Raw genomic sequence first — 12,918 nt, forward strand, 5'->3', positions numbered from 1 at the left:
GCCTGTACCAGTGGACGACCGGCTTGCGGGACACGCTTCGGATGCCGATACGGTTCAAGCATGGCGAGCATCAGCTACCCGACGCCGCTCCGAGCAGGCGGGCGGATCGAGGTGCCTGCACCGTCGATGGGGGTCCCAGTGGATCTCCTCGATCGAATGCAGGATGCGGTCGAAGCGCTCACGTCACTCGGGTTCGAGGTCCACGTGCGCCCGCACACGTCCACGGCCGGTCTCACCCCAGCGTCTGCAGCTGCGCGCGCCGAGGATCTGCACGCTTCGTTCGAGGCGGCCGACGCGGTTCTTCCACCGTGGGGCGGGGAGCTCGCTATCGAATTGGTCGAGAAGATCGACTGGGACGCCCTCGCCGAGGCTCGCCCGTGGTTCGTGGGCTGGTCGGACATCTCCACACTGCTGCTGCCCCTGACCACGCGGACCGGGCTCGCGACAATCCACGGTGCCAACCTCATGGACGAGCCGTACGAGCTGCCCGGCGAGTTCGAGCGTTGGACCGCCGTCGCGGCACTTCCGCCAGGGAGCACTTTCGGGCAACGCAGCGCACCTCGTCGGCGTAGCCGGCCGTGGGGAGCATGGGCTGATGAGCCGTTGGATCGCGGACACGCGTACGAAGTCCCTACGAAGTGGCGGTCCCTCGACGGAACGGATGACGTGACGATGCGCGGCCGCCTGATCGGTGGCTGCCTTGAAACCGTGTCGCTGCTCGCTGGAACGCCCTACGGCGACGTACCTGGGTTCGCGCGGAAGTATGCCCCGGAGGGCACGATTGTCTACCTCGAAGCGGCCGAGTCCAACGCTGTCACCGTCCTTCGAATGCTCACTGCGCTGCGCCTCGCGGGCTGGTTCGACGACGCGAACGGTGTTCTGATCGGTCGGACCGATGGCTCGGCCGTGCCCGAACTGTCCCAGGAAGAAGCCGTGCGTCGGGCGCTGGGCGACCTCGACGTGCCGGTACTCCTCGACTTCGACACCGGACACCAACCGCCGCAGATGCCACTCGTGAACGGCGCTCTGGCGGAGGTCCGACTCAACGGAGCGGACAGCTCGATCGTGCAGCACCTGATCCCGTAGCTCGACCGGTCAGGGATCGAGCATCGAGAGCGCCCGAGCTCGGCGGCGGCCTCAACCGCAGAGCGAAGAAAGAGGCGGACGTCGTGACCGTCAGGGCGATCGCCGCGGCGATGGGCCCCTCCGTAGGATGCGGCTGTGAGCGTGACTGGCGAGAAGTACCTGGCGTGGGCGGAGATCGAAGCGCAGGGCATCTCCGACCTGTACTTCGACTGGGCGACTGGTGTTGCAGCTGATGATGACGTCGTGCAGCTCATCGACGAGCTGCCCGCGACGAAGCGGCAACCGAACCTTGTCTTCGCCTCTGCTCGGATGGCCGGCGTCCCTCTCGTGCCCTATCACGAGGCAAGGAGCGAGTTCGTCGCCAGGTGGGACGCGGTCCGCGCGGTAACACTCACACACGCGACGCAGACGAACGAGGTCCGCCGGTGTGCCGTGCTCTTGCCCGAACTGGCGAAGATCACCGGACCGATCGCCCTGCTCGAAGTCGGTGCATCGGCGGGACTGTGCCTGTACCCGGACAGGTATGCCTACCGCTTCTTTACCGAGAGCGGAGTCGACGAACTGGCACCTCCGAGCGGCAGCACTGTCGTGCTCGAAACCGAGCTGCGCGGGTGTCCAGCCCCGACGCACCTACCGGAGGTTGTGTGGCGTGCTGGCATCGACCTCAACCCGCTCGATGTCGCCGATCCGGCCTCACTGGAATGGCTGGAGACGCTCGTCTGGCCCGAGCATGACGAGCGCCGCCGGAACCTGCACGCCGCCGCGTCCCTCGTCGCGGCAGAACGACCGCTGCTCGTGGCCGGTGACCTGTACGAGGAGTTCGAGAAGGTCGTCGCGCGGGCTCCGTCTGACGCGACGTTGGTCGTGTTCCACAGTGCCGTGCTCGTGTACCTGGGACCGGACGATCGTGAGTCGTTCGTCGGCAAGGTGTGTGCGAGCGGTGCTGTGTGGATCAGTAACGAAGGCAAGTCGGTATTGCCGGAGGTCGCGGCGCAGCTCCCGGCAGACGCCGACAACGGCACCGTCCTGGCGGTCAACGGCACACCTGTTGCCATCGTCGGCCCACATGGCCAGTTCTTCCACGCTCTCGCCGCCTCCTGAGAGGACAACAGCTCGGCGTGCCCGCTTGTGGATCGTCATCCAGGACACGGTCAGGGCCGCCAACCCCGTTCGGTTGCCGATCCGCTATCGAGACGCGATCACGACACGGAGCGAAGCGAGGCCGACGACACAGAACGAAACTGCTCACAGACTCGCCGCGCTGCGGATTCTCGCGGAGCGTGCGTACCCGACCTCGGATCGACGAGACGTCTCGCAACCATAGGGAAACGAGACGCAGCGACTAAATGAATGGACGATGACGCGCACGCCTTCAGTAGTCGCCGAACCGCGGAATGGTCCCCACCGCGAGAACGGTGGGGACCAACGCGCAGCACCTGATGCACAACTGAATATCGCCGCACAGCGAGAGTATTCAGAAATAACACCCTCTCAAAACTCTCAAACACCCCACCAGATTGAAGACCGCGACCTGCCGTCCTCCACTACCAAACGCTCAATTACCAGCTCAAACTCCGGGACTGAGAACCTTTCAGCGACTCCGTCTTGGGAGATACGAACCGTGCCTTCCATCACATAGGACGGATCTTGAGCGAATATCTTCAATTCCAGGCTGTCGGCTCCGAGCTCCGCGGAACCGACCCGCCAGTCGTCGCTGTCCCGCCAGATCGGAAGGGCGGCCGGCAGCAACATCTGAACCGGTGGGGGAACGGGGTACGTGCGTCCGATCTCAGGGGGATGCGCCTCTCGCGTTTTGCCCTCTTCTATCAGCAAGCCATGGACAGGATTGTAGGTTCGCCGCTCCCCAAGCGAACGATCGAGTACCTCCCACGAGTTCGCCTGTGGCAGCACCCAAACTTCATACTCCCGCCGTTCCACACCGAATTTTTGCGCAACAATCGCATGGAGGAGCCCGCCGCTCGAATCAAACTGCCTTCCTAGCATACGAGACAAAATGGCGAGTAGCGCAGGCTGCACCATCATGGAGCCTCCTTACCGTTCGGAAATTTGCAAACTGTGGTCTTGTAGCACTGAAAACGCTTGCCCGTCACCATTGGATGCCAATCCCCTCCAACTTGTGGGAAGTACCCCTTACGAAGGTCATTAATCGTCAGCTTTCGAAGGTCGAAATTATATTGGAACTTCCCGCGATTGAGTAGAACAGTGCCCTTTTGTGTATACGAGCGGCGGAACACGATATCAGCGCCCTTGCCTTGTCCAGTATGGACGGTGTCGATACGGATTGGCGGCAGCGCGCGCTGGTATGAACGAAGCTCGAGAAGTGGCGAGGTGTCCCGGTTACTGAGCGATGTCCAGGTGTACGAGTAATCCGCAGTCGTGAACTTTCCCAGATTGAAGGTGACTGTGTTTTTCAAAACGTAAGCAGAGGTTGGCACACCGCGCGAGTTCAGCTCTCCGTAGGTGACAGTGAGTCCGAGGGTCTCCTTCCACTGGCTATTGATCTTCTCGTAGACGTTTGACAACCCAAGCTTTGCCGTTCGCATAACTGGCTTAGCAGGCGCAGACCCGGTGCTTTCCGGCTGAATAGAATCAACGGCTTCCCGAGCATTCTCGCCAGAGAGTCCCACCAGAGACACCATTTTATTCGACACCCTGTTGTACACGTAGTGGGTAGCATGAGTAGGTGTTTCAGAGGGCGCGTCAGCTGCCATCGAGCGACTCTTTGTCGTTGCCGCCACGGATGACGACGGAGATGCTGCATCTACAGAAGCGATCTCTGCAGTATCCCCATAGCAGTTGTATCCGAGTCCGCCATCTTGCGGGTCGTAATCCTCATTACTGGTCATGGCAGAAAGCGCGTCGGCGCATGTCTCCTTGGCGTCTTCAACGTTGTCGGTGGCGTTTGTGCTAAACGACCACGTTGGGGAGGTCACTACACGATTTTCTTGAGTCTGCCCCGAAGGTCCCGAAAGAACGGCGTTCCAGCGATATGTACTGTTCGCCTCCAGGACGCCTTGAGGAAGCGAGAAAGGCGAGTCGGGATCCATCGGATCAGATTCAATTAGAGGATTCGTCGAATCTTCAGCGGACCATACAGTGTACTTGACCGTCCCAGTCGCCGGAAGGGCATCGCTTCCCTCGATGCCAACCCCGAGGTCCGGCGAGAGTGCAACAATGTCGCCATCGAGAATTGACGGCTCGATAGCTTTTTCCGCCCAGTTGCCGACACCGAAAGAATAGGTTGAGACGGGTGCTGATTGACCGCGCGACCCGGAGGTGACGCGCGACGACAGGAGGTGCTTACCTGGAGTTGCAGCCACTACAACGTCGGTAGGCGTTGTTGCTGTCGCACTCATGGCAATCGGATCGAGTTCTTCGCCGTCGAGGATGATCGCCAGCGCATCGTCGCTTGCAGCTGCACGAGGCGCGGTGACAACGCAACTAATGTCTGCATCTGGGACCGCGTTGTTCCACGACCCCGATGAATACGGCGCTGCACAAACGATCGTCGGGAGCGTGGAGTCCGTGTACCAGCCCTGCACGTCCACCACGTAGTTCGTCGCGTCGGCAACGTTCCGGAGGGCGATCTTGCCATTTGCGCCGAGGGGGACGGTGATTGTGTTGGTGCGGATGTCGTCGGCCTGGAAGTTGATCGCGGTCGTGCCGGGTTTGCTGGTCCCGTCAGCCCAGGCCTCTGCGTAGCCCGCGCTGCCGGCGTGGGAAACGATCAGCGTCAGCGTGACTGCAGTGATGCCGGAACCCATGACGGGTACGCCGGCCTTGCCTGCGATCTGGATAGAACGGGTCTCCCCGCTCGCCAGCGCCGTGTTTCCGGAGGCCCGGGAGTCGTACGCGCGCCCGTAGGAGGGAGTGAAGACCGCCCCAGACTTGCCGGCGGCGGTGAAGTACCCCTGCAGGTCGACGACGAGGTTTGCGGTGGCGGAGCCGTTCGCGATTGTGATCTTCCCGCCTGCGGACACCGGCACTTGCGCCTGTGCACTGGTGGTGATGGAGGGTGCGTAGTGCAGCGCGTTCTGAGGCTTCGTGCTACCGGTCGCGTAGGGGGTGAGGTAGCCGTCGCTGTCGGTGCTGTTGATCGCGATCAGGTTCACCACCACACCTGATGCGCCCGACGGGATCCCGTTCGATCCCGTGATCTGCACATCGACGCTCTTCCCGGGCGCGATCGTCGCCTTCGCAGCTCCGAGCCCTGAACGAGTGTCGACAATGCGCTTCGCGACCGGCACGAACCCGCCAGCGGCAGTGCCGTCCGTGTTCGCTGTGTAGTACCCCTGCACGTCCAGGATCAGCCGGGTCGCGTTCTCGGTCATGACCTGGATGGTGCCGTCAGCGCCGACCGCGACCGTGGCACTGTTGGAGGTGTACTCCCCCGAAACGCCGCTGTAGATCAGCATCGTCGTCCGACCCGAGTCCGCGTCGGGACGCCCGAAGAGGGTCCCAGCACCGCTCGATCCGCCAACGGTGGCATTCAGGGACACCGCACCCACGGACCCGTCATCCGGCAACCCCGCGAGCCCGGTGACCTTGATGGTCCGGTACTTTCCGGCTTCCATCGGCGTACTAAACCCGCCAGTACCCTTCGCAGTGTCGAGGATGCGGCCCGTCGCAGGAACGAACACACCACCCGTACCAGTGTCGTTGAGCGCATGCGCCGGCGTGGCCACCAGCAATGAGCCGATGAGTGCGACCGCGCCGAGGACCGCAGCAGCCAGGCTGCGCTTCCTCACCCGCGGAGCGTGCAGAACTGGTTGCACGAGACCCCCTCTATGAACGAACTGCATGAGTTGCTGTTCGTTCTCGCAGCGTAAGAGTGGTCCCGGCTTCAATCGGTATCACCCACTTGGGGGTCGATAGAAAAATCCCAGTTCAGAAGCGGTAGTACCGCAGCGTTATTAATGAACTCTCAGTCATCCACGTGCTCGATATGGAGCCTCCCGGCCGAATGTGTGCGGCCAGGGGCTGCTGAGGACGCGGTTTGCTATGACACGGAACGCGGCGAGAAACACGACACGAAACGGCGCTAGCCACACGTCTCACATGAGTGGTCCGCGAAGTGTCTCGATGACGGTCGCGTGTACGGACGCCCCGAAGAGTCCTTGCTCACGGAGTGACGGGAGCGTCCCACCACCGCAGCACCCGCGTCCCGACGAGCGTGAGCGACCGCGATGGCTCGCCCGCGGGGACGTCGACCTCGAGCCACTGCCGACCCGGGGGTCGGTCGCCCTGCACCCACCGGCCGTCCGCGCCACGGGCAGCGCGGACGACCGCGACCGCCTCCGCGGCACGCGGGTCCGGCGCGGAGGCGTCCCGCAGCGCCGCTGCCCGGAGGTGGTCGGTCGCGCGGAGGACGCTGTACTTCCAGCGGAACGGGTACGCGAAGTCGGTCGCCCAGGACCCGACGAGCGCCCCGTCGGACCTCCGGTGGAGCAACCGGCGGTCGAGCAGGTACTCGGCACCACGGTGCCGGGCTGCGCGCAGGTCCTGGGCGAGCGGGTGCCGTCCGTCGGTCAGGACCTCGTGCTGCAGCAGGCCGTCGATCACGTTGAGGGTCGAGTGGAACGACGACACGGTGGACCCGTCGACCCAGGAGCAGTTCCACCCGCCGTCGTCCATCTGGTGGTCCAGGAGCCACTGCGCGATCCCGTCGACGTCCGCCCCGAGCCACGCGCCGTTCGCGAGTGTGAACGCGTTGATGCAGCAGTCGACCTCGCCGCCCCAGTACGGCAGGTCGTCGTACTCCCACCGGCTGCTCGCGTCGAGTCGTGCCGCGGTGTCGCCGAGGACCGCGGCGTCGAGCCCCCACTCGCGCAGGTCCTTGAGCGCCCACGTGGTCGCCGTGTACGGCTGTCCGGGCGCAGACGCCTCCGGACCCTGGAAGTCGAAGTCGGCGGGGAAGTACGCGCCGCCGGCCCACTGCCCGTCGGCGTCCTGGTGGGCGAGCAGCGCGGCTCCGAACCCCTCGGCGGCGACGCGGGCGCGGGTGGCCTGCCACACCTCGGCCGGCGCGCCGACGAGGTCCCGTTCCACCTGCCAGCGGATCGCCGGGTCCGAGTCGAGCAGCCATCCGACGACGTCGTCCATGCCGCGCAGGCTACCGCGCTGCCGGCAGATCGCACCCCTGACGACTGCGATCCGAGGAGGACACCCCGGTGCAGGTTCCCGCAAAGTCGTCGAGCATCCCTCGCGGTGTGGACCTGTACGGACGTACGGTCCCGGCACGGCCCGATCCGAGGCCGCGAGGAGCCGACCCGAAGGCAACCCGATGGACCACCACGCGAAGCACCATCCCCGCGACGAGGCGAAGGGGTGTGCGCCGTGCTGCTCGCGATCCCGCTGAACGCCGTCGACGAGCTCGACGAGCCCGACGCGCTCGACGAGTTCGACCGCCAGGCGCTCGCGCTCGCACTCGCCGATGCGCTCGCGCTCACCGAAGCGCTCGGTTCCGGACACGAACCCGACGACACGATCATCGTCCCGGTGGCGGGCGATCGTGTGCGCTACAGCCGCGGCACCGGAGACCTCGTCGGACTCGAGGGCTCGGTCGTCACCGCGGACGACGCCCCCGACCTCCCGCTGGGCCTCCGATGCGTGCTCCTCGACGACGAGCCCTGGCCGGTCGTCGTCCCCGTGACGAGCCTCGACCGGGTGTAGTCCTCACCCCACGAAGCGGTAGGACGCTCCGTCCTCGGTCCGCTCGAGCACTCCCTGGTCGACCGCATCCCGCCGCACGATCGCCACGTCCTCGGCGAACATCGCGATGGCGGCGTTCAGCACCGGCTCGCTGATCGGCCGTGCACGACCGAGCCGGTCGCCCACGACCCCGACGATGCGGAGGGACAGCGGGACGCGCTCGGCCTCGGCGTGCGGCATCCGCGCGATCCGGTCGAACTCGAGGGCCGCCGCTGGTGCCTGCAGCAGCTGCAGTGTCCGCGCGGTCGACCCGAGCAGTGCCCGGTCCGGACCGTGCTCGTCCACCCAGTCGAATGCGTCGACGGCCGCGCGGGTCCGGTCGTCGAGCTCGCCGCCGCCGACCAGCGCGCCCCGGAGCGTCGGGCTCGCGAGCACCGCGACGGCTTGCCGGGCACGGGCCACCGCGCGCGCGACGTCGGACGGCCCCGCACCCGACGGTGCCGATGCGCCTGCACCCGACGGCGCCCCCGCACCCATCAGAAGTAGGTGATCCCGTGCGGCGTCCGTTCCGGCAGCAGCATCGCCCGGAGCCGGGTCACGGCGGCCGGGTCGTCGGCCTGGACGAGTCCTGCGGCCGCGAGCGTCGTGGGGGACACCGAGCCGATGAGCAGCGCACCGAGGTCTGCGACGTCGAGTCGGACATCGACCCCACCGTCGGTACCCTCGTCCGACGCGTCGGCCGTCCGCGTGACGGCACCGTGCCCGTCGGCGACGTCGAGCCGGTACGTGCCGGCAGCGAACCCCATCGCGTCCGAGACCGCCAGCGTCAGCGACCCGTCCACGGCGTACGGCCGCGACTCCAGGACGCGGGCGACGTCGAGGACGCGCAGCCAGACGTGGTCCTCCTCGTGCTCGACGTCGTACGCCCGGTTGTCGCCGAGCGCTGCGACGATCGGGTCGTCCAGCCGCGAGCGGTTGTACCGCACGACGTCGTTGAGGTCGATCGAGAGCAGGAACTCCCAGAGCGACAGGTAGGCCTCGTCGGTGGCGTAGACGAGGTCGACGACCTCGAGGACGGTCTCGTCCTCGCGACCGTGGCCCTCCTTCAACCGCCAGGTCACGTAGCCGTCGACCTGGTCCGCCCCGGACGGCCGGTGCACGGCTGCGCGCACGTCCTTCGCAGGCTCGCCGTCGTACCCGCGGAGGCCGAGGACCACCGGCCACGTGCCGGAGTTCCGCACCATCGACCCCGGCGTGCGGGCGTCGAACCGGGCGAAGACCTCGCGGGCGGGGCCGGCCTCGAGCCACTCGGGCGTGACGACCGTGACGGTGCCGGAGGTCGGCGCGAGCAGCGGCAGCGCGCGGGCACGACGGACGCGGACAGCGCGCTCGCGGATGGCGCTGCCGAACCCGAACCGCCGGTAGATCGTGCCCTCGGAGGCGGTGAGCGACGCCATCGCGTACCCCTCGGCGACGCCCTGCTCGAGCGCACGGGTCATCATCGCGCGGAGGATCCCGCGTCGCCGCTCGGTGGGCCGGACGGTCACGGCGCTGATCGCCTGCGTGTCGATCGTCGAGCCGTCGCCCCAGCTCAGCGCCTTGCGGAACCAGGCGAAGGTGCCGGCGGGCCAGGTCTCGTCGACGGAGCCGGGCAGCGGGTGTCGGACGTACGCACCGAGCCACGTCTGGTCGTCCGCGGCGAATTCGCCGACGGCGCGCGCTGCGTGCTCGGGCGTCGCGTCGGTCTCGTGGAAGCCCAGGTTGACCGCGCGCATCCACGCGTCGGTCTCCGCGGTGGGCGCCCCCTGCTCGTCCAGCGCCGGCGCGATCGTGCGGAGCTCGTACCGTTCGTCGAATGCCTCGTTGCTCACGTCCACGACACTATCGGGCGACTGCACGGGCGCGACAGCGCCCCCACAGCGCGGCAGGCACCGGACGGGAGGCACGGGTCGGCCCCGCCGCGACGGCCCACCCTCCGGACGTGTGTCATCAGGGCGTGCCGCGCCGCGCCTCCTGGGCGATCACCTCGTCGAGGTCCGCCAGCTTCCGCATCTGCTGCAGGGGACGCGCCATGCGGTTGTTGTTCCGCAGCGCGAGCTCCGTCCGTGCGAGGAACGCCCAGTAGCCAGCGGTGAACGGGCAGGCGTCCTCGCCGACCCGCTTCGTCGGGTCGTACCGGCAGCCGCCGCAGTGGTCCGACATCCGGTCGATGTAGCGCCCGCCGGAGGCGTACGGCTTCGTGGCGACCATCCCGCCGTCCGCGTGCTGCGACATCCCGATGATGTTCGCGGGCATGACCCAGTCGGTCCCGTCCACGAAGACGTCGGTGAACCACTCGGTCAGGTGCACCGGGTCGTAGCCACGCTGCAGGGCGAAGTTGCCGAGCACCATGAGCCGCTGGATGTGGTGCAGCCAGCCGTGCTCGTGCAAGCCGTCGATCGCGGTGTGCAGACAAGCCGCGTCGATCTCCGACGCGTCGAGCTCCTTCCACCAGCGGGGGAGTCGCTCGTGGGCGTCGAGGGCGTTCTCGGACGCGCCGTAGTCGTCGCCGAACCACCAGTAGAGGTGCCAGACGTAGTCGCGCCACCCGGCGATCTGCCGGACGAAGCCCTCGACGCTCGCGAGGGGTGCGTCGTCGTCGCGGTGCGCCACGAGGGCGGCCTCGATCGCGTCACGCGGGTCGAGGACGCCGAGGTTCATCGGCACGCTGAGCAGCGAGTGCGCCATGGTCCAGTCGTTCGTGAGCGTGGCGTCCTCGAACGGGCCGAAGTCGTTCAGCCGGGTGCGGACGAAGTCGTCGAGGGCGTGCTGCGCCTCCGCCGGGGTGACCGCGAACCGGCGTCGGTCGTCGGCGCCGACGAACCGTGCGGTACCGTCCCGCTCCCATCGGTCGAGGTCCCGCCGGACCTCGGCGTCGACGTCGTCCTCCTCGGGCCACCACGGGTCCGGGAGCCCGAGCGTCGTCGCACCCTTCGGCGGGGACTCGCGGTTCTGGTCGTCGAGGCTGAACTTCCCACCGACGGGCTCGTCCGAGCGCATCAACCAGCCCTCGCGCTTGCGCACCCGCTCGTAGAACGCCTCCATGCGGAAGCGGCCGGTGCCCTGCGCGGCCCACTCGGCGAACTCGTCCTCGTCGGTGACGAACCCGCGGCTCGGCAGCACCTCGGTGCCCTTGCCCCAGTGCCGCACCTGCGCCCGGAGCGTGCGGGACGGCGGGTCCACGACCTCGAGGTCGTCCCGGCCGACGAGCGCGTCCTTCAGCGCGTCGACCTGCACGTGCTCGACCCGGTCGCCCTCGCCGCGCTCGTGGAGATCGTGCACGAGGTGCCGGAGGGCGCTGAGCCAGAGGTGGGCCTTCGCACGGTGCGTCGGCCTCGCGGTGAAGAACTCCCGCGCCTCGACCACGAGGAGCGGACCGCCGTCGTCGAAGTCCGGGCCGTACTGGCCCGGCAGGATCAGGCGGCGGCGCTGGTCGGTCATGCCGCGGACGGTACGCGAGCGTGCGACCGGTGGCTCGTTGCGTCCCCCGACTCCACGGCGGTTCCGCGGGTGGCCCGGTCTGTGTAGGGTGACGGTCATGCAGTGCCGCTGAACCGTTCTTCGACTCCCACCCGTGCGCCGCTCGGCGCCGTCGAAAGGTTCACCATGCCCTCCTCCGCACTGCCCCTCGCCGGGAAGACCGCCCTCGTCACCGGCGTCTCACGACGTCGCGGCATCGGGTTCGCCGTCGCGTCGAAGCTCGCCGACCTCGGCGCCAGCATCGTCGTCCACCACCACCGGCCGCACGACCTCGACCTGCCGTGGGGTGGTGACGACCTCGACGCCGTCCGTGACGGGCTCCGCGCCCACCTGACCGAGGGAGCCCGGTTCACGGACGTCCCCGGCGACCTGTCCGACCCGTCGACGATCCCCGGGCTCATCGACACCGCGACGGCGCTCACCGGTCACCTCGACGTCCTCGTCTGCAACCACGCTAAGAGCGGCGACGACGGCAGCATCCTCGACATGACCCCCGAGCGGCTCAGCGCGTTCTGGGAGGTCAACACCCGGTCGACGCTCCTGCTCACCGCCGAGTTCGCCCGTCGCCGAGCGCCGCGGACCGACGAGCCGCGGCGGCCGGGGGACCGGATCACCGGGTCGGGTCCGTACGCCGAGGCGCAGGGGCACGTGTTCTGGATGACCTCCGGGCAGATCCACGGGGCGATGATCGGTGAGGTCGCGTACGCCGCGAGCAAGGCCGCGCTCGCCGGGGTGACCGCCACCGTGGCGAAGGAGCTGCTCGAGCTCGGCATCGTGCTCAACACGGTCAACCCGGGGCCGGTGAACACGGGCTACATGGACCCGGAGACCACCGACCGGTCGCTCGACGGGCTGCAGGAGTACCTCGCGAGCACGCCGTTCGGCCGCGTCGGGACGCCGCAGGACCCCGCCGAGCTCATCGGCTGGTTGGCGACGTCGTCGGGGAGCTGGGTGGTGGGGCAGGTCCTCACGTCCGACGGGGGCTTCTCGCTCTAGCGGTCACGGCCTCCCGGCCACGGCGCCGCCCGAGGCCGGGACGATCTTCCGCATCACGGTCTTCCGCTTCCCGAGCTGCCGCTCGAACGTGAAGCCCGCCTGCTCGAACATCGACCGCGTCCCGTTGTGGAGGAACGAGGACGAGGTCCGCTTGCCGGGTACCGGTTCGTTCGGGAACGACACGACCTCGCCCCCGCCGGCAGCAGCGATCAGGTCGAGGGCTCCGTCGAGGGCCTCGCGAGCGACGCCGGCCCTGCGGTGGTCGCGGTCGACGAAGAAGCAGGTGATCCGCCACGGCGCCGGTCGGCTCTCGCCCGCGTCGTACTCCTTGCGGTGGTAGATGTTCGGCAGCTCGACGGGGGAGCCGTACTCGCACCAGGCGATCGCGTCGTCGCCGTCGAACACCAGTGCCGCGTGCGCCACGCCCTCGGACACGAGTCGTTCCTTGAAGGTGGGCCCGTCGTGCTCCCGCTTCACGGTCTGGTCGGTGTCGCCGTGGAAGTACGAGCACCAGCAGCCGCCCCAGACGCCGTTGTGCTTCGCAGCGAGGGCGCGCCAGGCGTCGAACGTCTCGGGGGTCAGGGGCTTCACCACGTGTCCGTCGGACATGACGGCACCTCCTCCGTCGCAGGTCGTGTGGGTGCA

General features: G+C 67.6%; 11 protein-coding genes. 4 read left to right on the forward strand and 7 right to left on the reverse strand.

Translation table 11 applies throughout. The features are described 5' to 3' along the window. The first annotated feature begins 60 nt into the window (after positions 1 to 60). Positions 61 to 1,086, forward strand: coding sequence for a S66 peptidase family protein (locus ACIPYW_RS09490; protein WP_400412857.1), 1,026 nt, complete (start codon positions 61 to 63; stop codon positions 1,084 to 1,086). Between the two features lie 135 nt (positions 1,087 to 1,221). After that, positions 1,222 to 2,187: a DUF2332 domain-containing protein gene (locus ACIPYW_RS09495; RefSeq protein ID WP_400412858.1), complete on the forward strand. Its 966-nt coding sequence runs from the start codon at positions 1,222 to 1,224 to the stop codon at positions 2,185 to 2,187. Positions 2,188 to 2,586: 399 nt separating this feature from the next. Here ACIPYW_RS09495 and ACIPYW_RS09500 read toward each other — a convergent pair whose 3' ends face one another. The 3 genes from ACIPYW_RS09500 to ACIPYW_RS09510 form a co-directional block, all read right to left on the reverse strand. Continuing rightward, the gene (locus ACIPYW_RS09500; RefSeq protein ID WP_400412859.1) at positions 2,587 to 3,129 is read right to left on the reverse strand and encodes a hypothetical protein; all 543 of its coding nucleotides are present in this window, start codon (positions 3,127 to 3,129) and stop codon (positions 2,587 to 2,589) included. Next, on the reverse strand, positions 3,126 to 5,855 hold the full coding sequence (locus tag ACIPYW_RS09505) for a hypothetical protein (protein WP_400412861.1): 2,730 nt from the start codon (positions 5,853 to 5,855) through the stop codon (positions 3,126 to 3,128). The genes ACIPYW_RS09500 and ACIPYW_RS09505 overlap by 4 nt, the downstream gene beginning before the upstream one ends. 373 nt (positions 5,856 to 6,228) lie before the next feature. Then, positions 6,229 to 7,209 carry a prenyltransferase/squalene oxidase repeat-containing protein gene (locus ACIPYW_RS09510; protein ID WP_400412862.1) on the reverse strand — a complete coding sequence of 327 codons (981 nt, stop codon included), beginning with the start codon at positions 7,207 to 7,209 and terminating at the stop codon, positions 6,229 to 6,231. A gap of 234 nt (positions 7,210 to 7,443) precedes the next feature. Here ACIPYW_RS09510 and ACIPYW_RS09515 point away from each other — a divergent pair, with 234 nt between their 5' ends. Continuing rightward, a complete protein-coding gene (locus tag ACIPYW_RS09515; RefSeq protein WP_400412863.1) occupies positions 7,444 to 7,779 on the forward strand; it encodes a hypothetical protein in 336 nt (111 codons plus the stop codon). Between the two features lie 3 nt (positions 7,780 to 7,782). Here the strand turns inward: ACIPYW_RS09515 and ACIPYW_RS09520 are convergent, their stop codons facing one another. The 3 genes from ACIPYW_RS09520 to ACIPYW_RS09530 all read right to left on the reverse strand — a co-directional run bounded on the left by ACIPYW_RS09520 (position 7,783) and on the right by ACIPYW_RS09530 (position 11,238). After that, entirely contained in the window at positions 7,783 to 8,295 is a 513-nt protein-coding gene (locus ACIPYW_RS09520; protein ID WP_400412864.1) for a DUF2087 domain-containing protein, read from the reverse strand. Then, a complete protein-coding gene (locus ACIPYW_RS09525; protein ID WP_400412865.1) occupies positions 8,295 to 9,629 on the reverse strand; it encodes a GNAT family N-acetyltransferase in 1,335 nt (444 codons plus the stop codon). The genes ACIPYW_RS09520 and ACIPYW_RS09525 overlap by 1 nt, the downstream gene beginning before the upstream one ends. A gap of 118 nt (positions 9,630 to 9,747) precedes the next feature. Beyond that, positions 9,748 to 11,238, reverse strand: a complete 1,491-nt coding sequence (locus tag ACIPYW_RS09530; protein WP_400412867.1) for a cryptochrome/photolyase family protein — start codon at positions 11,236 to 11,238, stop codon at positions 9,748 to 9,750. Between the two features lie 165 nt (positions 11,239 to 11,403). Here ACIPYW_RS09530 and ACIPYW_RS09535 point away from each other — a divergent pair, with 165 nt between their 5' ends. Then, a complete protein-coding gene (locus tag ACIPYW_RS09535) occupies positions 11,404 to 12,273 on the forward strand; it encodes an SDR family oxidoreductase (protein WP_400412868.1) in 870 nt (289 codons plus the stop codon). A 3-nt stretch (positions 12,274 to 12,276) separates the two neighbouring features. Here ACIPYW_RS09535 and ACIPYW_RS09540 read toward each other — a convergent pair whose 3' ends face one another. After that, on the reverse strand, positions 12,277 to 12,882 hold the full coding sequence (locus ACIPYW_RS09540; RefSeq protein WP_400412870.1) for a GNAT family N-acetyltransferase: 606 nt from the start codon (positions 12,880 to 12,882) through the stop codon (positions 12,277 to 12,279). Positions 12,883 to 12,918: the final 36 nt, after the last annotated feature.

This window comes from Curtobacterium sp. NPDC089689 (assembly GCF_044749145.1).
In the GTDB taxonomy this organism is placed as follows: domain Bacteria; phylum Actinomycetota; class Actinomycetes; order Actinomycetales; family Microbacteriaceae; genus Curtobacterium.